This is a genomic window from Paenibacillus thiaminolyticus (assembly GCF_003591545.1).
Classification (GTDB): domain Bacteria; phylum Bacillota; class Bacilli; order Paenibacillales; family Paenibacillaceae; genus Paenibacillus_B; species Paenibacillus_B thiaminolyticus_A.
The window spans coordinates 22,325-44,649 of record NZ_QYZD01000024.1 but is presented as its reverse complement, the minus strand read 5'-3'; the positions used below and the strand labels follow the sequence as shown (position 1 = coordinate 44,649).

At 43.9% G+C, this 22,325-nt stretch carries 24 protein-coding genes; all 24 read right to left on the bottom strand.

The features are described from left to right. Positions 1 to 382: 382 nt before the first annotated feature. The 24 genes from DQX05_RS21525 to DQX05_RS21405 all read right to left on the bottom strand — a co-directional run bounded on the left by DQX05_RS21525 (position 383) and on the right by DQX05_RS21405 (position 22,322). A complete protein-coding gene (locus tag DQX05_RS21525; RefSeq protein WP_119795526.1) occupies positions 383 to 757 on the bottom strand; it encodes a hypothetical protein in 375 nt (124 codons plus the stop codon). A gap of 67 nt (positions 758 to 824) precedes the next feature. After that, positions 825 to 1,208 carry a hypothetical protein gene (locus tag DQX05_RS21520; protein ID WP_119795525.1) on the bottom strand — a complete coding sequence of 128 codons (384 nt, stop codon included), beginning with the start codon at positions 1,206 to 1,208 and terminating at the stop codon, positions 825 to 827. Between the two features lie 1,494 nt (positions 1,209 to 2,702). After that, positions 2,703 to 2,999 carry a hypothetical protein gene (locus DQX05_RS21515; protein ID WP_119795524.1) on the bottom strand — a complete coding sequence of 99 codons (297 nt, stop codon included), beginning with the start codon at positions 2,997 to 2,999 and terminating at the stop codon, positions 2,703 to 2,705. Between the two features lie 640 nt (positions 3,000 to 3,639). Next, positions 3,640 to 4,107, bottom strand: a complete 468-nt coding sequence (locus DQX05_RS21505) for a hypothetical protein (RefSeq protein ID WP_119795522.1) — start codon at positions 4,105 to 4,107, stop codon at positions 3,640 to 3,642. Positions 4,108 to 4,114: 7 nt separating this feature from the next. After that, positions 4,115 to 5,158: a CdiA C-terminal domain-containing protein gene (locus DQX05_RS31000; RefSeq protein ID WP_182914856.1), complete on the bottom strand. Its 1,044-nt coding sequence runs from the start codon at positions 5,156 to 5,158 to the stop codon at positions 4,115 to 4,117. Between the two features lie 1,483 nt (positions 5,159 to 6,641). After that, positions 6,642 to 6,989: a hypothetical protein gene (locus DQX05_RS21485; RefSeq protein ID WP_119795520.1), complete on the bottom strand. Its 348-nt coding sequence runs from the start codon at positions 6,987 to 6,989 to the stop codon at positions 6,642 to 6,644. Between the two features lie 16 nt (positions 6,990 to 7,005). Next, positions 7,006 to 8,532 carry a deaminase domain-containing protein gene (locus DQX05_RS21480; RefSeq protein WP_119795519.1) on the bottom strand — a complete coding sequence of 509 codons (1,527 nt, stop codon included), beginning with the start codon at positions 8,530 to 8,532 and terminating at the stop codon, positions 7,006 to 7,008. Between the two features lie 323 nt (positions 8,533 to 8,855). Then, entirely contained in the window at positions 8,856 to 9,329 is a 474-nt protein-coding gene (locus DQX05_RS21475; protein WP_119795518.1) for an SMI1/KNR4 family protein, read from the bottom strand. Between the two features lie 22 nt (positions 9,330 to 9,351). Then, on the bottom strand, positions 9,352 to 9,438 hold the full coding sequence (locus DQX05_RS21470) for an HNH endonuclease family protein (protein WP_259392168.1): 87 nt from the start codon (positions 9,436 to 9,438) through the stop codon (positions 9,352 to 9,354). Between the two features lie 289 nt (positions 9,439 to 9,727). Then, positions 9,728 to 9,889, bottom strand: coding sequence for a hypothetical protein (locus DQX05_RS30995; RefSeq protein WP_182914855.1), 162 nt, complete (start codon positions 9,887 to 9,889; stop codon positions 9,728 to 9,730). 360 nt (positions 9,890 to 10,249) lie between these two features. After that, positions 10,250 to 10,705 carry a hypothetical protein gene (locus tag DQX05_RS21465; RefSeq protein ID WP_119795516.1) on the bottom strand — a complete coding sequence of 152 codons (456 nt, stop codon included), beginning with the start codon at positions 10,703 to 10,705 and terminating at the stop codon, positions 10,250 to 10,252. Between the two features lie 150 nt (positions 10,706 to 10,855). Further along, positions 10,856 to 11,188, bottom strand: coding sequence for a hypothetical protein (locus tag DQX05_RS21460; protein ID WP_119795515.1), 333 nt, complete (start codon positions 11,186 to 11,188; stop codon positions 10,856 to 10,858). Positions 11,189 to 11,197: 9 nt separating this feature from the next. Beyond that, entirely contained in the window at positions 11,198 to 11,413 is a 216-nt protein-coding gene (locus DQX05_RS21455) for a hypothetical protein (RefSeq protein ID WP_119795514.1), read from the bottom strand. Positions 11,414 to 11,660: 247 nt separating this feature from the next. After that, on the bottom strand, positions 11,661 to 12,158 hold the full coding sequence (locus DQX05_RS21450) for a hypothetical protein (protein WP_119795513.1): 498 nt from the start codon (positions 12,156 to 12,158) through the stop codon (positions 11,661 to 11,663). A 2-nt stretch (positions 12,159 to 12,160) separates the two neighbouring features. Next, positions 12,161 to 12,940 carry a hypothetical protein gene (locus tag DQX05_RS21445; RefSeq protein WP_147385218.1) on the bottom strand — a complete coding sequence of 260 codons (780 nt, stop codon included), beginning with the start codon at positions 12,938 to 12,940 and terminating at the stop codon, positions 12,161 to 12,163. Between the two features lie 438 nt (positions 12,941 to 13,378). Further along, positions 13,379 to 13,555 (bottom strand): hypothetical protein, encoded by a 177-nt coding sequence (locus tag DQX05_RS30990; RefSeq protein WP_182914854.1) that lies wholly within the window; start codon positions 13,553 to 13,555, stop codon positions 13,379 to 13,381. 191 nt (positions 13,556 to 13,746) lie between these two features. Beyond that, complete coding sequence (locus tag DQX05_RS21440) at positions 13,747 to 14,346, bottom strand: pentapeptide repeat-containing protein (RefSeq protein WP_119795511.1); 600 nt, start codon at positions 14,344 to 14,346, stop codon at positions 13,747 to 13,749. Positions 14,347 to 14,360: 14 nt separating this feature from the next. Beyond that, positions 14,361 to 17,285, bottom strand: a complete 2,925-nt coding sequence (locus DQX05_RS21435) for a contractile injection system protein, VgrG/Pvc8 family (RefSeq protein WP_119795510.1) — start codon at positions 17,283 to 17,285, stop codon at positions 14,361 to 14,363. Positions 17,286 to 17,313: 28 nt separating this feature from the next. Beyond that, the gene (locus DQX05_RS21430) at positions 17,314 to 17,685 is read right to left on the bottom strand and encodes a DUF4280 domain-containing protein (protein ID WP_119795509.1); all 372 of its coding nucleotides are present in this window, start codon (positions 17,683 to 17,685) and stop codon (positions 17,314 to 17,316) included. A 21-nt stretch (positions 17,686 to 17,706) separates the two neighbouring features. Continuing rightward, positions 17,707 to 18,333 (bottom strand): hypothetical protein, encoded by a 627-nt coding sequence (locus DQX05_RS21425; protein ID WP_119795508.1) that lies wholly within the window; start codon positions 18,331 to 18,333, stop codon positions 17,707 to 17,709. Further along, the gene (locus tag DQX05_RS21420) at positions 18,317 to 18,853 is read right to left on the bottom strand and encodes an imm11 family protein (RefSeq protein WP_119795507.1); all 537 of its coding nucleotides are present in this window, start codon (positions 18,851 to 18,853) and stop codon (positions 18,317 to 18,319) included. Before DQX05_RS21420 ends, DQX05_RS21425 begins: the two co-directional genes overlap by 17 nt. A 26-nt stretch (positions 18,854 to 18,879) precedes the next feature. Next, positions 18,880 to 19,983, bottom strand: coding sequence for a pentapeptide repeat-containing protein (locus tag DQX05_RS21415; RefSeq protein WP_259392161.1), 1,104 nt, complete (start codon positions 19,981 to 19,983; stop codon positions 18,880 to 18,882). Between the two features lie 7 nt (positions 19,984 to 19,990). Continuing rightward, positions 19,991 to 21,466: a phage baseplate assembly protein V gene (locus DQX05_RS21410; protein WP_119795505.1), complete on the bottom strand. Its 1,476-nt coding sequence runs from the start codon at positions 21,464 to 21,466 to the stop codon at positions 19,991 to 19,993. A gap of 76 nt (positions 21,467 to 21,542) precedes the next feature. Then, positions 21,543 to 22,322: a DNA and RNA helicase gene (locus DQX05_RS21405; RefSeq protein ID WP_119795504.1), complete on the bottom strand. Its 780-nt coding sequence runs from the start codon at positions 22,320 to 22,322 to the stop codon at positions 21,543 to 21,545. Positions 22,323 to 22,325 lie beyond the last annotated feature (3 nt).

Genomic DNA, 22,325 nt, shown 5'->3' with positions numbered 1-22,325 from the left:
TTATACGCGATATCCTCAAAGATTTCACTAAGCCAGTAAACCTCTTGTTCAGAGCAGGTATTAAAAAATAGAATGGTTTCTACAATATTAACACTTAGTAACTCCGTCATCCTTTCCCAGTATTCATATACTTTTGGATCGTTTGGTTCAAGTTCTGAACGTTCTTTTATAAGTGTCTTTATTAGAGCAAGAAATCACTCCCTAAGTACCATTGAATTTCTCTAACTGATATTTACAAAAGTTTCGTTCTCTTATTCTCCTTCATCTAAATACCCTCTAAATCTTTCAGAATCTGCAGGTGGCGAGTCTGTAAAATGCAGTACAACAGAACCGTTCGGAAGCAGATTCATTGGTTATTCACTCCTGACAAGTGCAAATCGAATCATCTATATATAGCCAAAAGAGCAATAATACCCATCGCTGTTAATGACCCTATGATGGTATAAATACATATTCGGATAACTTTATGTCTCTCAGGGTCTTCTTTTGTTTTTTTATAGGCACCAATAAAAAAGAGTGTGATTCCAATAAAACCAATAAAAGCCATAACACCAATAAGGATTGGAACTTTATGAAATTTAGTTTCCAAGAATTTATTTATTGCTGTCAAAATACCACTGAACCCAATGAGCAACATTCCGATAACAATAGTTCTAGGACTATTCCTTGCTTCTCTCAAGGCATACACAATAGCTATTAAAGATGCACCAATCGTTATAATAATATACACTTGCCATGGTAAATAACTTAAACTCATTTTTGTCCCCCTTTTCAGTCGCCAAACCATAGCTCCTTGAGATAGCTGACTCCTAAGGCAAATCGAATCATTTATATAAAGCCAAAATAACAAGAATACCCATCATTACAAATGTACCTATGATACTATAGATGCATATGCGCACAACTTTATGTTTTTCAGGATCGTGTTTTGTTCCCTTATAGGCACCAGCAAAAATAAATACAATGGAAACTACCCCCAAAGGAATTGCCACCAGGTCAATTTGCCAAATTTTACTGTTATTAATATTGAGACTTTCTATTGTTTTATTAATGGCAATCAAGATGCAACCCGTTGCTAAAAGTACTAATCCTATACTAAAATCACGGGGATAGTTCCTAATTCCTTTCATCGCAAACACTATAATATATAGGCCCATACCAAAGAGCAATATCACGTATAATGGCCAAGGTAGATAACTAAAACTCATTACCATCCCCCTAATATCTAAATATTCGATCCTTAATTTTGCTGACCCAGTTCGACGATGACTGCATATCTCTTTAGCAACTCAGGCAGCGTGCAAATGAACGAGGAGTGCGTGACGCTTCGCGGGTTTCGCAATAAGTTCTTGTTGCCACGGGATATCCGCCGTTTGCCCTATATACGAGCCTGCTTGAGCACCAATTTGATCAGGGGAGTGCTGTGACAGATAATACGTATCAGTGGGCAGCAATGGGGATAAAAGAAGCTGGATTTAGACAATCCATGAACCGAAGAGGAAATGTTCACCTATGGAATCATTTATCGGTCATACGAAAGACGAATTAGAGTACAAAGATTGTACAAGCATTGACGAGCTTCGTGTGCTCGCATTAACAAGTACATTCACTTTTACAACACCGAGAGAGCAATGGACATTAAAGAAGATGACCCCTAACCAATAACTAGGAATCATCTTCTAACAGCGTAGTGCTTTTTTTATATTGTCGACGTTAAGGGTCACAGTTCAGGATTAATTGTTATATGAACTCTCCAATAATTTTTTATTCGACTTTTTAACAGCTCCTTTTCTTGTGGAAGCAGTTGATCCTTTGTATCATTATCGAAACCTTTTATTTCTGCCACGATTTCATCGGGTACCGTCAAATTGTACTTTACGAGGTTCTCTCCTAAGCTCGTATACACTATTATTTTCTCACTGGGCGGCGTGAATCCAACGTGAAATTTTAATAAGAAAGTTGATGCGGATCCCTTAACTCTAGCAACCCATGTCGTATAGAGAAAGTAACAGGTCTATTAAGATCATTAAATTGAATACGGAAGCTCTCCCCGTGGTCGCAGAAGAACACCTTAAAAAATGCCTCGGCGTTCATCAGCCGAATGTGGTTATGTAATTCTTTTCGATTACATGAACGAAGTCGCGTTAGAAGCGGAAGATTTGCCTTTGGCAAAGTAAGATGTGATGCCTTACTTCAACTTCCCCAGATTTCCGTCGTAGTGTCCGAAAGGACTGGGAACCTTGACAGAGTGATAGTCTCGACTATCCGCGCAGTAAAGGTACACCTGGGTGCGCCAGATGTCTCGTAGGCTCGGGATACCTCAACTTAACATAGCCTAGTCGTTCTCCCTCGCAAGAGGGGAACGCTCTGTTGTCCTCCCTTCACACAGGTGAACTCCCCGCCTGCGAAGCGGGCGGGGGGTGAGACTGAAATGAACGCTAAGCTATACGAATAGATAAAAGGAATAAGGACATGAGTAAGATAGAAATTGAGGATAGCATAACAGAAAGTGAAGAAGCTCAGTGGAAAACATCCAGCATCAGTATAGACAGCAGGAATCGGATAACACGAATCAGGAATCGATGAATCATGAGTAGATATGTAGATGATTGAGATCGTAAAGCCTCTAACTCCCCGCCCCCCATTTTTTTATATCCCAACGAAACAGTAAAAAGAAACCCCGCACAACGGCGGGGGATAGGTTAGCCAAACAACGGCAAGTATTTACGATAGTAATCTATATGATCGTCGGATAGCCGCCAATCATACAGATTAAGGAACGGAGCAACTTTTGCTAAGACTTGATTCCGATGAACGACATCGTTGTGTTTAGATTTAGCAAGGTAATGAGCGAGGCTTAGCTCGACTTGCTCCCGCGACATTGGGTCTTTGACATGCTTGACGAAGATTTCAATCAGTTCATCAAGATCAAATCCATGTCCTAGCACATTCTCCCGCCGCATCAGGGTTAAGGCTGTATCTAACGGCAGTCGTTTCATGGATTCGCTCTCCCTTCTGTCGAGGCGAGGGCGTTTACCTCTTGCTGGACTCTCCATTTTCGCCATACAAGATATTGCCGTTGTGCTTCCTGCTTATCGTAGCCATGCTGTAGCATGACATTCAGAATGGCGCTTGGGATGGAATCGGTGTAGCCATACAAGCAACTACGAAGCCTTCCCCATGAGATGTCATACAGGACAACAAACGCTCGATGTGTTAGCCCTAGCTTCTGAGTGCACTTCTTAACAGGATGATTCATGAATGTTTGCTCCTTTCAAATGTCTTCCCTTATAGGTTAGACACTCTACAGGCAGGAATCACACATGACATACAGAAGCACACGACTATTTTTAAATCTTGAATCTGACACATCGAAATAATCCATGGATAACAACAAAGCCTAGATATTAATCGTAAATCCCGATTAGATTCGATTAGATTGCCGCATCCCGCCACACTATTTGGATGATATTTCAATTCAGTTCAATCTTAGCGGGAGCATGAAAAGTTGAATTTGCTTGGCTTCGTTTATACCCCGCCCGCTTAATGGACGGTGCGTGGTGCAAAACAGGAGGACGTTTTGGATAGTATCAAACGACTGTGAATTGCATCATATAACTGTTATCCTCCCTGTTGTTTTTAGTTTGATAACTCCTGATAAATATATGGGAATCGTAGTAAATTAATTATCTTGTTTGATAGATACTTTTTCTGATATTGATCCAGCTTTGTATTTATAATTACAGTGTCATTTTCTTTTCTGAATAATTGATCTGTACCATTTTCCACAAACACCATGTCAGGATTAAAAGCCAACAAAATATTGCCGAATATATTAAACAACACTTGTAATCCTTTCTCGAATGATTTCCCGAATAATTGGATTCCAATCTCTGCATTAATTTCCATTCCGTATTCTTCCCTTAAAAAATCTAGACTAATAATATCTTCTGTTTCAATATCAAGTGTGAAGTATCTACAGCTAAGGCGAGAAAAGTCCTCGTAGTCAGTTACTTTATCTTCAACTGCTTCACACACTATGTTATAAATCGTTCTTTTTAGTGTTTCTTGGTCCAAATTTGTGACTAAAAATAATGTACACTCCATCTCGCTTCTACCCTCCAAATACTCTTGTGATCCTTCCATCCTTCACTAGAATTAATTCTTCAAGTCTTTTCAAATCACCATTCGGGTTTGCTTTTCTTAAAATTGTTTCGGTAATTTCAGCAACTTTCTCAACGGGAAAGTTATCTAGGTTAAGAACGATTCGTCCAGACTGCTTTTTTGTCTTTCCTGCTATTTCTTTTATTATACTTTGTACCTTTCCATCTGGTTTTGGTGCATAGCAATCAAATACGTTCCCTTCAACTAGAAAATCTGGATTCGATCCTTCTATTTTTCCATAACCGTTTCCACCATCAATTTCATCCAGCATCTTAATGTCATAGCCTTGATCAGCCAAGAGATCAGCAGTTTCATTTTGTTTCTTTATTCCATGGGAATCTCCTACTCCATAATTCCCTTTAGGCTTACCTCCATTAGGTAAAGAGGGTTCTGTTAGTTTAGTACCACCTTTTCCCGTCCCCTCAGCACGACGCCCGGAACCTCCGCCATTTCCACCATCCACTTTGGAGTACATAGGATGGTCTGAATTTTTGACAATACTCGGAACTCTTTGGTTTGTCCCGGCCTTTTGCATGTACGCGACCTTGAAAGGCATACGATCCGCCAAGTCTTTCGGCATTTTCCCCAGAAGCTTCCCGATAGCCGCTTCCAACTCTTCGAACCGTTCCCCTAAGCTCTTCGCATGCGTTTTGAACTTGCCATCCTTAGATGGACCTTTCTTCTTAGTATGATGGGAAATGGAAGGATGAAGGGGTATTTTACCACTAGCCCCCCCGTCAGGCAACTTTCTGGCACCAGTGGCTACATCCTCTGCAGCACCGGAGAACATCTTCACTAATTTCTCGCTCTTGGCTATGGCATATTCACTGGCAGTCCCTAAAGTCAGGGCTGTGTCTACAAGGACGAGGCCTCCTTCCGCAGCAACCCTGCCCGCCTCCACGTTTTGCTCATAGCTCGTCGTCAGTAAATCTAACTTGAAGACTTCCAGTTCGGATGCTTTGCTAATAGGTTGAATGACACTTTTATCGACCATCTCTGCCCCATCCGACAATAGGTCACTAAATGATTTTTCGCGGGACCATATATCCGCTGCATATGTTTTCCCTTTAGCGATGCCTTGGACGATACTATTTCGCTCCGCAAGGGGGGCAACCTCCTGCCCGTTTAGTGTCCGAAGAGACAGGGAACCTTGATAGATATCCGCGCAGTAAAGCTACACCTGGGGCGCCAGATGTCTCGTAGGCTCGGGATACCTCAACTTCACGCAGCCTAGTCGTTCTCCCTTCATACAGGTGAACTCCCCACCTGCGAAGCGGGCTGGGGGTGAGACTGAAATGAACGCTAAACTGTAAAATAGATAAAAGGAATAAGGACATGAGTAAGATAAAAATAGAGGATAGATTAACGGAAAGAGAAGAAGCTCAGAGGATGAAATCTAATATCAGAATAGACAGCAGGAATGGGATAATACGAATTAGGAATCAATGACCATGACTAGATATGTAGATCATTGAGATCATGAAATAACATCGCTTCCCCCTCCATTTTATTTACAAACCCCAACGAATCCGCAAAAAGAAACCCCGCACAAGGGCGGGGATAGGTTAGCCAAACAAAAGAAAATATTTACGATAGTAATCTATATGATCGCCGGATAGCAGCCAATCATACTGATTAAGGAATCGAGCAACTTTTGCTAAGACTTGATTCCGATGAACAACATCACTGTGCTTAGATTTAGCAAGGTGATGTGCGAGGCTTAGCTCGACTTGCTCCTGTGACATCAGGTCTTTAACATACTTGACGAAGATTTCAATCAGTTCATCAAGATCAAATCCATGTCCTTACACATTCTCCCGTCGCATCAGGGTTAAGGCTGTATCTAAAGGTAATCGTTTCATGGATTCGCCTTCCCCTCTGTAGCGCGAGGGCGTTTAGCTCTTGCTGACTCTCTCCACTTCCTCCATAAGAGATATTGCCGCCCAGCTTCCTGCTCATCATAGCCATTCTGTATCATGACACTCAGGATGGCGCTGGGGATGGAATTGGTGTAACCGTATAAACAACTACGAAGCCTTTCCCATGAGATGTCATACAGGACAACAAACGCCCGATGTGTTAGCTCTAGCTTCTGACTGCACTCCTTAACAGGATGAGTGATGGATGATTGCTCCTTTCAAGATGTTTTCCCTTATAGGTTAGACACTCTACAGGCAGGAGTCACACCAGACATACAGATAAACATTGGGCGATTTTTAAATCTTGAATTTGTCACATCAGGAATGAATACAAGACATCCTAGATATTAACGGTAACTCCCGAATGGATTCGATTAGATTACCGCATCCAGTTGAACTGTTTGGATTATATTACGATTTGATACAAGCATCGAGAATAACTGAATTTGCTTGGCTTCGTTATTTCCTAATTGCTTAATTGGCGGTGTATGGTGCACATGGCTGATCATCTATTTCTTTTTTACTCATTACCATTTAATTCATAGAAGGGGAAGTGCCTTAAACTGTTGTTAACAAATCCCTTACCCCTTTTACAAATAAAACCCTTTCTTCAAGTTCTTTATTATCAAGCCCCTCCTTTTTCCAAAAATCCACTAATTTATTCGAATTAATGATATCCATTGCTTGGGCCTTAATATCGTCTCTTAAGTCACCATGTTCAATACCTAACTTTGCTAAGAGAAGGTACAAAGTCCATTCAACATCTTCAAAATCGTCAGTTTGAATTTCTAATTCTACAATTGATCTTGAAGTTGCCTGACTAACAGTTAACCCATCACTTAAATATTTTTCAAATCCTTGTGTAACATATTTTATTACTTTATCGTATGATAACTTATTTACCATGGTATTCGCTCCAATACTATCTCTTTTTTAGATTGCGGTTATAATAAATAACCACTTCTACATTAGGAAACATTTCTTCGAATTCCTGGATTATAGGTGTACAACTGGCACACGGTTCTCTATCAGTATAAAAATCAATTTTCCCAGTTACATCTTTGTTCACAGCCCCTTTGCTGCCACCGAGTTCTTTAGCAATATCTTCGAGAATTTTATACTCAGTATCCCATTTCCTACTATAAGCCCCCTCTCCATCTACCTCATTCCACAGATTAACTTCTTTAGGTTCGAATATTCGTTCTTCAATCTTTTCGGGTGGTAAAGGAGAGTAGCCTTCTGACCATTTCTGATTTGCATCCTGAATTTGAGTATGCGCTTTAAATTCTTTCTTTAACCCAGGAATCTCAACACGGGCTAGTCCAAAGTTACCAATATCCCTTATTTCTTCGGGCAACAAATCTCGAAGTTCTTGACTACGTCGATAGAGTTCTCCGCCAATACCTGGTGTATTTTTCTTTACTTTATTAAGATTGAGTTCACCCGTCCCCTCAGCACGACGCCCGGAACCTCCACCATTTCCACCATCCATTTTGGAGTACATAGGGTGGTCTGAATTTTTGACAATAGTCGGAACTCTTTGGTTTGTCCCGGCCTTTTGCATGTACGCGACCTTGAAAGGCATTCGATCCGCCATGTCTTTCGGCATTTTCCCCAGAAGCTTCCCGATAGCCGCTTCCAGCTCTTCGAACCGTTCCCCTAAGCTCTTCGCATGCGTTTTGAACTTGCCATCCTTGGGTGGACCTTTCTTTTTAGTATGATGGGGAATGGAAGGGTGAAGGGGTTTTTTACCACTTGCCCCCCCGTCAGGCAACTTTCTGGCACCAGTGGCTACATCCTCTGCAGCACCGGAGAACATCTTCACTAATTTCTCGCTCTTGGCTATGGCATATTCACTGGCAGTCCCTAAAGTCAGGGCTGTGTCTACAAGGACGAGGCCTCCTTCCGCAGCAACCCTGCCCGCCTCCACGTTTTGCTCATAGCTCGTCGTCAGTAAATCTAACTTGAAGACTTCCAGTTCGGATGCTTTGCTAATAGGTTGAATGACACTTTTATCGACCATCTCTGCCCCATCCGACAATAGGTCACTAAATGATTTTTCGCGGGACCATATATCCGCTGCATATGTTTTCCCTTTAGCGATGCCTTGGACGATACTATTTCGCTCCGCAAGGGGGGCAACCTCCTGCCCGTTTATCCCTTCACTCACCGTTCGAATCATCGCATCGGACAAAGCATCTGCGACTGCCTTCGTTTCTACACCTTCAATCTCGGTCCCGGAGCTTTTAAGACTATGTTGAATTCCGAATGAAAACGCATTCGTTAGAGCGACTTCCCCCGCATCATTGGCGAACTTCAAAACATCCATTGCCCAATCCTTGACCGCCCCGCCGACGCCAACCGCTCTGCCGAAGAAATTCTTGGCCCTTCTCATACTAGAGAGATCTGTCTCTCCGTACTTTTCCAAATCTTCCTCGAACTCGCTCATCAGTGGTCCGTGTTGCCGGCGATTCTCCGCTTCCAGCTAAAGAATCCGTGTTCCCCCTTCCCATATCGAGCAACCTTTTGGTTTTTTTCAATTAAGTTACTATAAAAAAAGCTCATTCCCAACCGATACTGGAATAAGCTTTAGAACTCTATACGCTCATTATTTGTTCTTTTCAAGAGCGTTGACCTTTTTGATTTGTATTGTACAATCTTTTTATTATTGTTCGAGTAGTTAATTATGTTTTATTTGGCATAAACGAATCGAAACTGATTTCTTAACAGACCCTTTCAAATCCTGGGGTGGGTATTGTAACTGATGCAATTTTATTCAGTTAATATTGTTAGAAATTCTTCAAAGCTCTCACTCGTAAAATATGTTACAGGGTCTAAATCTGATGATTCTTCGTGGTTCCACACGCATACAAAAGGCTCATTGTCATTATTACGATAATCTAAGCATATAAAATCACCTGCAAATAGAACAGCTATTGGCAGCAATTCCGTACCTACTAAGTCCTCATCCGAAACAATTCTTTCTTCTAACTGAGTTCTAACTACACCAATATCGTAGAATTCATCATCCCTTTCCCCAGTTACTTTTAATATACATAAAAACCTATCAATAGCATAACTATGGTTATTACACAAAAAACTACCCGTTGTAGGAGTAACACCATTATATTTTTTTATAAATTGTTTATATGCATCTGGTAATTTAATCCTCCATTTTTTCTCTTTCTCAGCTAGTAGAGTATCATCTGGCAATGGATAAACTATAGATCCATCCTTAACTTCCACATCTATACCTCCTTAAATAATATTATCTTGGAGCATCTGCCCACATACCTGCGGTCCTTCCACCATTATGAGGTGTCATGTTATAAATGCCAAATGGAACCGGTTCCATTTCACCAGGAACTTCCGCATAGTGCCAAGTCATTCCCTTCCTTATACCACCTATTTGCTCATCTAACCACTTAAATTTTGTTCTTTGTCTGATAACTTTGAAGTTTTTCTGTTAAGTTAACAGTTTACTCGAGAACACCTGCACCTGTTATAATGCATGTATGCGATGGAAGATTTCCAGTCTTGGAAGTGACTATTTCTCATCTCCCATCTGATCGATGCACTTTTTTCGCCCGCTCTAATAGTTGACTGATCTCTACTCGGTCTGTGAATCCATTCCCCCTGAAGGTTTAAACTCCGTAGCCTGTTTTCTTAATTCTTTGCCTGCTCCCAATATCGTTCATTAACGCTTCATACTCTCTGCCTAGGCTTATGCGCTTATGTCCATATTTCCCCTTCACTTCCTGTACCTGTTTTGCCATTTCTTTTCTTCCTTCTTTGATTTTGGGCATGAAAAAGGCTCATTCCACCTCATTATTCAAGTTGGAAAAAGCCTTAAAATTCATCAAGCGTGTTTGTCAAGTTTTAAAGTGTTTGTTTTGTTGGTTGTATTGTACGATCTTATTGTCACAATGTAAATTTTTTTAAGGAGTTATTTTTCTAATCCTTCATTTACTATATAGACAGGTGCTAGTTTTTACATATACTGTGCATTAGCCAATGGAAAAACAAGACCCTTTAAATCAGCAGCTTTGAATAAATTCAAACCGGAGTTGACAACCAGCGTAGAAATTTTTTTACTCCATCTCCACAATTATTTGCCCCAATGATCGTCAATTTCATCCAAAGTCTTGTCACTAATATCCTTTGGTTCAACTTTGCTTATATCCGTAGATATACTTCGGGAGCGTCCTATACTCCCACAAATCAACTCTCCATGTTGATACCTTATTCTTCCCCCCCCTATAAAATAATTTTATGATTGGAATATATAGTTCCTGGAAGTTAAGAGCAACAGGTATGTTCTCACCAACTAAATAAGCCCATTCCAAATAATTTTTACACGTTGATTTGACCAAGCATTCATCTTTTATTTGGTTTAATTCATCACAAATTTCATATATATCAATAGGCAATTTTATGTTGCACATTTCCGCAGCACTAAAAACTGCTGGCCTACTAGAATCTCTGTTTATATAATCATAAAATAAAGATCCTCTTCTTAAAAACTCATATAATAAGACAGCATGTGAAGGCCTATTTGGCTCTTCAAATTCCCAATTAATATTTTTGACAATAAATCTAGCCTTTTCAAGCGCCTGATTCAATTAAATTTCCTCCCATCTCTATTCTTACTATTCACCTATATATATGTCGTAGAGTTATAAAAGGGTTTCATCTAAAACCTGGATAGTCTTTTGGGGGAGGAGGTGCCAAATCATGTGCTCCCTGATTTGGTGGTTTTCCAGTCATACCAATTACTGATTCCCACGATTCAACTTTACGATACGGCACTCCTTCTTGCATCTCATCATCTTACTTTCTGCTAATTCATGTACTTTTAATTGTTCAAACCATGCTTTTTCTACAGGTGATAACTCAGCCTTGAGTGCTTTTTCCCATCCATAAGCTACGTGCATATCCGGGTGGAAGTAGCCTTTATAATAATATTTCCCATTCTTAGTATCGGGCAAATTAACATGATCTGTTAAAAATAGGTATGTTTTCAGATCAACAGCATCTTCTAAACTAAGGCCAGTGTTTTTAGAAAATGCTCGTCCTTCCGATTGGCTAGCATTTAAGTCGTTCACCTTGGGTGATTAATGCCGTATTTCTTCCCCAGCCTGCGAGTCTGTCCGCCCCGACCGTATCACCATTGCTGCCTGCTCCCGCAAGTCCTTCGCCTGCTGGCAATAGTTCTGAATCTCAACCATAATCTGTTCATAGTCTGCTTCTGCCTGGGCGATCGAACGCACCGTTTCCTCTACTGATTGTTCCTCTACTGCTTCCGCTACTACCTGCTCACGCTTTGCCATTCGTTTCATCCTCCTTTGATTTCGGGCATGAAAAAAAAGCTCATTCCTACTCATGGTTCAAGTGGGAAAGAGCTTTTGAAAGTTTATCAAGTGTTTGAATTATTTAGTGTTTGGTTTGTTGGTTGTATTGTATGATCTTGCTGCCACATTGTAAACCCAGTCTATATTTTTGCATGGGTTACTGGTTGAATGATTGTTTTAATCGTCACTAAGTAGTTCAATCAATATTGAAAAATGTAACAATAGTTTACTCGGCACAACCATTATCTAGCGCATCCAAGGTTTCATCACTAATATCTAGTGGTTCCTGTTCATCCCAAGCAACATCTGCAATTATAATAGAACTACCATATATATATATATATCCTTCCCTTCTATAGAAAAAGCCACCTCTTTCATATAGCTTTATTGCTGGCTCAAACAAATCCTTGTTATCCATAGCAATTGGATTTTTTTCATCAATAAGAGCGCATAATTCAAGATAACTCGTAACGAGAGCTCTATGGTAAGAATTATTTATTTCATTCAGTATTTCAATCATCTCAATGTTTTCTTGTGGCTCAGTGATCGAATTTGAAATCATAATAAAAGGAGGTACACAAGTACCTGGATAATCTCTTAAAAATTTGGTTGCTCTTCTTAAGTACTCTCGACACAAATAACTTTGTGACATGGTTTCCTTTTCTCCAAGACTGCCCCAATCTATTACGGAAATACGTTTAATCGCCTGATTTAAATATCCCACATTCATTCTCCTTTTTCTTTTTCTAGTTGTTTTTCTATCTTACCTTGTTCTTTAAGATTATAGCTAAACGCCCCATCAAACTCACCTTTAGGTTGAGGATCAGCTGCGTCGTGTGCTCCTGGAGGTTTAGAACCAAAAGAATTCGAGTCAGGATTGTATGCACCAGGATTTTTATATGGATATCCTTGCTTCATAAGTTTAATTTCCGTAAGCTCATGTTTAATCATTTGTTGTAACCACTCTTTTTGTGATTGTGTTAATTCTTTCTCTTTTTGTGCTTGCTTCCATGCGTAACCAAAATCAGCATCTGGAGTAAATTGCCCTACTCTATAGCTTTTATCATTCAATGGTATTTTATGTGAATCAAAAAAGATGTGTTGCTTCACTGCGCTTATTTCTTCTACTGATAAACCAGTATTTTTTACAACCTGTACAATATCTTCCATACCCACACTTCTAATCTCATCATAGTGCTTTGATGCAAGCCTGTAATATGCTTCATCAGGTATAGTGTCAAAGGTCGGTTTATAATTATCTACACGGTTGTATTTACTCCAATCAATCTTTGGAATATTAACTGAATCTTTACCCGTCCCCTCAGCACGACGCCCGGAACCTCCGCCATTTCCACCATCCACTTTGGAGTACATAGGATGGTCTGAATTTTTGACAATAGTCGGATGGTTTGTCCCAGCCATTTGCTTATATGCGACCTTGAAAGGCATACGCTCCGCCATGTCTTTCGGCATTTTCCCCAGCAGTTTCCCGATAGCCGCTTCCAACTCTTCGAACCGTTCCCCTAGGCTCTTCGCATGCGTTTTGAACTTGCCATCCTTGGGTGGACCTTTCTTCTTAGGATGATGGGAAATGGAAGGATGAGGATTGGTTTTCCGCAATCTCCCTTATCAGGCAATTTTATTGGTTTTCTTTTTCAGCCAGTACCTGACGTGTTTGCTCCAGCCGCTCCTCTACATCACGAACCATTTTCACCGCCTCTGCCTTTTCATCTTCAAGTTCTTGCTGCCGCGCTAGAACTGCTAGGTTATACTGCACAAGCTACTTGCACTCAGATGCTTCTCGCTCTAACCTGTCTATGAGTTGAAATGCTCGCTGGCGTGGCACTCCATCCTTCTGATCGGCTAACGTATCCAAATGTCCGCACGGTCTAACAACTGCTGTATCTCTTCTCTAACCTAAAAAATCCGTACGCCTTGATTACTTTAACACTGTCGCCTGTTCACGCAATTCCCTTGCTTGCTGACATTAACTACGAATTTCATCATAAGCTGCTCATATACTGCGCAGGCCTGTGCAATAGACCACATTTCCTTTTCTGCTTTCTGTGCTGGTTGCTGTTCCTTCAACGCTGCTATCACTACCTGTTCACGTTTTGCCATTCGGTTTTGTCCTCCTTTGATTTTGGGCATCAAAAAAAAGCTCATTCCTACTCATGGTTCAAGTTTGGAAAGAGCTTTTGAAAGTTTATCAAGTGTTTGTTTTTGTTTAGTGTTTGGTTCGTTGGTTGTATTGTACGATCTTGTTGTTGGGGTTGTAAATACAGCTTGGTCCAATTATGGATAATAGAGGATCACATACAATTCTCCATTATCCATTTTTTTGCTTGTTCTTTATTTAAATTGATTGGTTCCTCTGGACTTCCAATATTTACACTAATAATATTAGCATTGTCTATACCTCTAACATTTCGGAAACTTGCACCCTTCACCAAAACATTCTCAAAAAAAGAATCTTCAATGTTTGCGTTGTCCAGTTTTGAATTTCTAAAATCCACATTATCAAAATAACAAACATTTAACTCAGAATTCGTTAGATCAGCCCCTAGAAAAATGGTTTCGCTGCTCTCGCAATCTGTAAATTTTGAGTTTTTGAGATCAGAGTAACTAAAGTCCGCATATGAAACATTTCCTTTATAGAAGTTAGCCCCCTGTAAACAAGCATTTCTAAACGTTGAAGAACAAAGCCAAGTTAAAATAAAGTTGCCTTTTTCTAAATTCATTCCGTCAAATGAACATTCAATTAACCTAGCTTCCTTGAAGGAGAAAATGGACAAAAAAAGACTTTCTAAATTTATTTCATCTAAGACTAATTTCTTACCCTTATCCCCTGCTGACTCTAACCATTCTTGGTGTAGTTCAAATTGGCCAATTATACCTTTTTTATCCATCATTATAACCACCCTTTTTAAGGATACCAAATGATTCTATCCCCAATACCTTCTTTAGTTACAGCGTCTTTTAGTTGGGCAATATGTTCCGGGATTAGACCTCTAGTGTCAATTATTATATTGATATCTTTATTTAATTTTTTATACATGTTTTTCAGTGTGGTTTTCACACTAAATGCTCCCTTTTTAGGATCAGTGTGACCATTAGGGTAAGATTCATAACTCTTGACATCCCAACGTTGCTTATTAGGTGATGATTCGTCATAAAATTCAGCGCCACCAGAGTCCCTTTTAATTCTGCCCAGTTCTCCTCTTTCTTCTACAGCTAAACCTACTTCTCTTTCCTTTTTACCCTGGTCATCTAAAACATGTCCTCTATCTGGATCTGTGGCCAAATCATCCAATTCCTTTTGAGTTCTATCCCCAGTATAATTCCCATCCTTATCATAAAGGTTAGGCTTATTACCTTGTCTTGTCCCCTCAGCACGACGCCCGGAAGAACCTTCACCATTTCCACCATCCATTTTGGAGTACATAGGGTGGTCTGAATTTTTGACAATAGTCGGAACTCTTTGGTTTGTCCCGGCCTTTTGCATGTACGCGACCTTGAAAGGCATTCGATCCGCCATGTCTTTCGGCATTTTCCCCAGAAGCTTCCCGATAGCCGCTTCCAGCTCTTCGAACCGTTCCCCTAAGCTCTTCGCATGCGTTTTGAACTTGCCATCCTTGGGTGGACCTTTCTTTTTAGTATGATGGGGAATGGAAGGGTGAAGGGGTTTTTTACCACTTGCCCCCCCGTCAGGCAACTTTCTGGCACCAGTGGCTACATCCTCTGCAGCACCGGAGAACATCTTCACTAATTTCTCGCTCTTGGCTATGGCATATTCACTGGCAGTCCCTAAAGTCAGGGCTGTGTCTACAAGGACGAGGCCTCCTTCCGCAGCAACCCTGCCCGCCTCCACGTTTTGCTCATAGCTCGTCGTCAGTAAATCTAACTTGAAGACTTCCAGTTCGGATGCTTTGCTAATAGGTTGAATGACACTTTTATCGACCATCTCTGCCCCATCCGACAATAGGTCACTAAATGATTTTTCGCGGGACCATATATCCGCTGCATATGTTTTCCCTTTAGCGATGCCTTGGACGATACTATTTCGCTCCGCAAGGGGGGCAACCTCCTGCCCGTTTATCCCTTCACTCACCGTTCGAATCATCGCATCGGACAAAGCATCTGCGACTGCCTTCGTTTCTACACCTTCAATCTCGGTCCCGGAGCTTTTAAGACTATGTTGAATTCCGAATGAAAACGCATTCGTTAGAGCGACTTCCCCCGCATCATTGGCGAACTTCAAAACATCCATTGCCCAATCCTTGACCGCCCCGCCGACGCCAACCGCTCTGCCGAAGAAATTCTTGGCCCTTCTCATACTAGAGAGATCTGTCTCTCCGTACTTTTCCAAATCTTCCTCGAACTCGCTCATCAGTGGTCCGTGTTGCCGGCGATTCTCCGCTTCCAGCTGAATCTCGTCGCTGCGTACGCTAACTTCCTCGGCTAATTCCATTGTAACCGACGGCGTGCTTATATACAGCCCATCCATGCCTTGCAACTGAATCTGTTGCCCGTGGAAGCTCAGATCTCCTGCCGCCTGAATCTGTATGTTGATGGCGCTGCTCAAGTTCACACCCGAATAGGAATTCATCGAAATATACAGTTTGCCCTCTTGCGCAGTGATGTACAATTCCTTGTCCCCAAGCGTAAACTCTTTGCCTTGCGGATTACCGAACGACTTGACACCAGGGTCTGCCATCTTCCGCTCATGCTTCTCCACATAATCGCCCTGCGGCTCTACACGCACCGACTGGATAACCATCGCTTCATCCTCATCTGCACTCGGGAAGTACAGCTTCACCCGGGTCCCCAGCTCTGGCATTAAGTATAAGATCTGATTGCCTTCAGCCGCATAGGGAAACCACTGCGCCTTGCTCGCATCCTGCTGCTTGTCCATGTCCAGATGAAGCTTTACCTGGTTGCGGCTCACTTGAATAATCGTTCCGTCGATAGCCGCACCGATAATGGTACTATTGAACGACTTTTTTCGCTTCACTTTGTCTGGTGCCGCACATACATATCTCCATCGGAAGACGCCTTGCTGCATGACGCCAGTCCGCCTCGTAATCACGAATGTCTGTCCCGCCAGCATCACTTTATCTCCGATTTCCAGGCATTCATCATTTTCAAATTCATATGTCGTATAACGATACTCCCGCACGCTTGCGGTACCGTCGACAGATTTGGCTGTATACGGAACAACCGCGTGATTGACCTCGTAGGGATGATGAGCGTCCAGTTGGATTTGTCTCCTCCCCTCGGGCAACCCGATCCATAATCGCGCCTTATGCGCCGTCACATCCGGGACCAACAGCGCTCCCGCATGAGATGCCAGTCTTTTCAGGAATGCCCAATCGGTCTCTTCATACTGCATGATAAACTTGCCTTGCTGCCGCTCGCTGAATGCATTGTCGATCAGTTCTCCGCCAGAGTAAGCACCGACGATTTCTTGCGCGATGTCCCGGTACAAACGATCCGGCTGCTGAAAGGAACGTGTGTTCACGGCAATGTCCATCGCATACGTATGCGACACCGCTTCGGCCTCAATATAATGAATGGAGCGTACAACTTTCACTTCCACATGAGTCAATCTGCCCATGAACAGCGGTCGCCCCTTTGACTGATCTGCCACTGAATGAAGTTCAATCCGCTCTTGACTCATCGGGCTTCCGATGATCTCATCGATTCTCTCCTCAGATGCGATGCCGGTAAAGCGCAGTATGGCATGTTCGCCTGTCTGGTGAATCAGTTCCAGCCGGTCAAGCCGCATTGCCCCGAACGGCCATACCAGTTGCAGATCCTGATAAGTCGTAACGCCTTTCACGCTCTGCATATACGCCCTCCTTTCCGTTGAGGTAACGTCACTTCTGCCCATCCTGCTCAATTGAAATGATTCCCTTACTGGTACAGCTTAGCTTGGAATTGCTTAACAAAGCGGGCTCATTATCTATGAGCACGTCTCGCTTTCCTCCCGTCCACTTCTCATAAATCTGGGGAACACACAATCCGCCTGAAGTCTCGCAAAACCCGAAGCAACCGATATGTTCGCCGGGAAAATGATCGGCAATATTCATCAGCGGCTCGCCTTTGATATAGACTCCATGATCTTCGGGCAAGTTCAACACGCCGGGATCGGTCCCCTTGCTGCATGTTACAGTCGCGCCTCGCACGACATAGGAATGCTCGCCGCTAAATAGCCCTGATGCCAGTGACAACAGCAATCCTTGAAGCATATAATCTGCCTCCTTTCTTTTTTACGGCCGGGCCGGATCATGGAATCGCAAGGAACGAATTAGCGCGTGAGAGAGCGGCTGCCATAACAAGAGATCATTCACAGTATAATGAAAGCTTCCCCATACCGCTCTCTCATCCCTGATCGTCGCGAACATTATCAAATAATACATCGCATCTCCCGCTGGAAGGGCGTATTCACAACACACCATCCCCCCTGATTGGAGCTCGATGATATCCTCCTGCAGTAACTGCACATCGGATCGAAGTTCCTTAGCCGTGACCGTCATCGCCGTCTTCAGTGCATCCATGTCATCCCACGATAAGTGGTGCTCCCTCAAGCTCAACCCGAATATGACCGTTCTGTCTTCATTCGTAAAAACATCTTGCTCCCCTTCGCTGGAGAACTCTCGTTGCAGCACGCCCCTTGGAATGAGCTGCATGGAGCGAGGCAAACGAATACTCGCCCGGCCGCCGAGCAGTTCCTTGTCCTCAATCTCGATCAACTGTCCTCCGTATTCGACAACTCCATGCTGTACCTGGGCTTCCCACACCTCTGGAAGCACCGCCTGCTCTTCCGCTGCCGCGATCTGCTCCTGAGCGCGCAGATTATTTGATACCTTCAGAAATTGTTCATCCCAATGTGCCATCGTCTCGCCCTCCGTTCCACTGCTCCGCTGTGCGCAGCACAAAGCCGGTCAACCCTCGGCGCAGCAGACTTTCCGCTGCCTCCAGGCTCACCACGATGTAAGGCTCCATTATGTCTGCAATCGCAAAAAAATGATGCTCCTTCACTCGCTCATGATCCAACACCAGTCTCTTCATCGTTCCGTTGCGGTGGAACTCACTTTCCGGGGAAAGACAATCCAGTTCAGGCACTTGCAGCAACCAATACACGTTGTGCTTCTTGTTCTTCCTGTCGATAAGATCCGTCCGCTTCACGGACAAAGCAGGATTGTATTGCTCCAGGATTTCTTTCATGCGATCTGAGACCATCCGCCTTGGTTTATCGAGCCAGTCGACATATTCACCCGGACCGCTATTGTCCTCATTGATGTCCAATAATGATATCGGCGGCAGCCGATCGAAGGCGAGATCGTGTCGCAGTCCATTCGGCTTGATCTTGCGGCCAATCCGTTCGTCGTCCATAAGCAAAAAGTAGTCACGCATCCTTCGGCCCCCCCTCATTCCTCTTGCTAACCGTCAATCCAGCTAATGGCCGCGATTTGCTCCGGACTCAACCGATACCGTACCCGATCCTCTTGGACAAATACGGCATTCCGTAAATTGGCTCCTCGAAAATCTGCCCCATATAAACGCGCATCGGTAAAAACCGCCCCCTCTAAATCGGCATTCGTAAATCGGACTCCGAGAAGGCCGGGCAGACGGTGAAAACCCTCTTCCTGCTGTTGACCATTCGCGCGGGTAAAAATCGCGCCCCGCAAATCACATCCACGAAAATCAGCGTCATGGAGCAAAGAATTACTAAAGTCCGCACGATGCAAGACAGATCCGTTCCAGTTCGTCCCGATAAGCACACAAGAGTGGAAGGCGGCCTCTGTCAGATCGCTCCCGCTAAAATTGCTATATCGAAGATCCATTTCTTTAACAACAATGGAGGACAGCCCAATGCCGGCGAATGATTCATAGGCACAGGCCGAACCTTGCTCAGACAACAGTCTTTTTGCTTCCTTCTCCTTTTTCCTAACACAATCTTCTACATGCACATCTTCGCTTATATCCATCAGTTCACCGATCCGGATGCGTAACCGATTCGCTTTTTTTATGTTCTGATATTCGGGCAACCTCACCGCTTGAGGCATGGCCAGTCGCATCAGCGCCGTCACGAATTGGGTAAAACAGTCCAAATGCTGCAGCACCATATACTCCACATCTGCAGGATGAAGAATGCCCATATATTGGGGACGGCGCTCCTCCAATCGTTCAATGAGATCGGAAGCGCCTTGCAGTGCCCATCCTGCATCATATCGGGCATAGCATGCCTTACGATCCCAATACCATTGATCGGAATACGCCTCAATCAAGTAGGTATGTGCACGTTCCAGCACAGACGTCCGCAGCATGGAGTAATGAATGAATCCAATCGGGTCCTTTTCCTGGAACTGCTGCATTGCTGCAATATGGATACATATGTCCCTGAAGGATTCTATGAATTCCGCAGCCAGCCGCTCATGATGCCGTTCGAAGAACTGTGCCAGCGCGGAGACCTGTTCCGCCAACGCCGGCAGGAATACCCGGTCATATAAATGTTGGCGTGCTTTCTCCTTATTCACCCTCATTCGCCTCCTAGTTCATCTTGACTTCCTCACCCTTCATTTCCACGGTATTTTCCAACGTAATTGTATTGTCGTTACCGGACAGTTCTACTTTTCCTGCCTGGATGCGAATATTTTGGGATGACATGAGGATGTCCTTTGCTGCGGTTATGTTTATATTTTTGCTGCTTACAATGTCAATGCCATGTTCATCGCTGATCGTGATCGACATGTCTTTGGAAGAGATAACGATTTTATCCTTAGCCAACGAAATCTCTTTTCCATACTTGGTCCGGAACCGCTTGGTTGAGGGGTCAGCCATCGGGTCGGACTGTTCGGTCCCTTCGTCGCTTAGCCCTTCTCCTGGGATAATGTTGCTGGCTTTTGGCGGGAGCTTAGCCTCAGGCGACTCCTTGAGAACGGAACTGATGGCGATACCGTCCGCTTCTTTTTTGCTTGGGAAATAGATGCGGATCTGATCATTCACTTCCGGCATAACATACCAGCCGGTATTGTTATCCGAAGCATAAATCGTCGAATACGGGAACCAATGCGCTGTACTCTGATCCTGCTGATCATCCATATCCAGCTTCGCTCGAACCGTATCCTTCTTCACTTCAATAACCCGTCCCTGAATAGAGGCTCCAATGATTTTATGGTTGTATATTATCTTCCACTGCAGACCTCTGCGAGGAAACAGCTTGTATGTGTGCGTCAACACACCGTTTTTCAATTCTGTTACGGCTTCTCCAACCACAAGGGATCGGGACTGGAAGATGACTTCATTGCCGATCTCTAACACTCGGCTAGATTCAACTTCATACACGACAAAATCTTGATCGGTTACTCCAGGGAGCCGATTCACAAGAGCCCGTTGATATTCTCCTGCCCGCTTCTGTACCATATAATGAGGGGCTTCCAGTTTACCTTTATTCTGATCTTGAGGCAGGCCGAAGTAGAATTTGGGGTGGGTATAGGCGGCGGCTGGAATTAAACCGGTATAAAATTGTGAAGCCATCCGTTTAAGGAACTGCCAATCAGTCTCCTCATACTGCATAAAAAACGTGCCGAGCTTCCGGCTTTGAGTGGATGAATCGATAAAGTCTGCCTTACTGTACCCGGACAGCACAGATCGAATAAGCCCGGCAAAAGACATCTGCGGATTTTGAAAGGAGCGCTTTTTGGGCTTGATATCCAGTAAGTAAGTATGGGAAATCGCATCTACCGCCAGGTAATAAATGCCTCGTACAGATGTAACATTGGCACGGATGACAATGCCTTGGAACCAATATTTTGGTTTGCCAGATTCATCTGCCAACGAGACCCTCATATATGATCGTGAGTCCGCCATATTAACATAACTGTCCTTATGTTCCTCCGGAATCATACCTGTAATGGTCAAGCGGACATGATCGTTCATTTTTTTCACTACTTTTAACGATTGCAAATTAATAAACTCAAACGGGGCCACATAAATATTTCCGAATGTTATTACCTTATCCCCCATGAAAGTGTCCTCCCTATGTCCCATTAACTCATTCTGTTTCCGGGCAAAGTTATTGGATCTATTTTTCTTTCTGGCGTCAATCCACAATCACCCGCTGCCGCCCGCCGGGACGCATGTCCGGCGCCATCGCCCGGCCGCTGCCGGCTTCGCTCAGCACCCGGCGCAGGCCGGCGTAGAGCCGTTCGTTGGTCAGCTCGCGGTAGCCGGTGCCGAGCCGCTGGCCGAGGTAATGCTGAATGACGTCCCGCTCCACCGCGCCTCCGTTCAGGCACAGCATGGCGAAGGCAGCGTCATGCGCATGCTCAATGCGGGTCTTCAGCAGCTCCTGCGCGAAGTACCGCAGGATGAAGGGCGACAAGGTGCTCTGCCCGATGCCCGCATGCGGCACATGGATGACATTCAGCGTGTTGAACTCGGTAGACAGGTCGGCGAAGCTCTGGTAATCGTCCCGCAGCCGCGCGCCTTCCTTCAGCTTGAAGCGGCCGAGCTCCATCTCGTTCGCCCTCACCTCGGCCGTGTCTTCGTCCAGCACGATCTCCCCTGGGAGCGTCGTGAAATCGCTCGACGGCTGCTCCGCATGAAACCGGATCTTGAGCACGGTCTCCCTCCCGGTCGAGCGATAGGGCAGCTCCTGCTCCTGCTCCAGCATATAGATGAGGCCTCCGTGCTTGACGATGCCCTTGCCGACCGTCAGGCTGCGGGGGCCGACCTGAACCTCTGTCCCGGCCAGCACCCCGCTCGAGTAGGACTGATAGGCGATGTCGACGAATTGCCGCGGGAAGTCCCGCAGACTCTCCAGCATGTCCGTCTTCAGAATCCGGCCCCGATGGAAATGCGGCACCTGATGTTTGAACAAGGC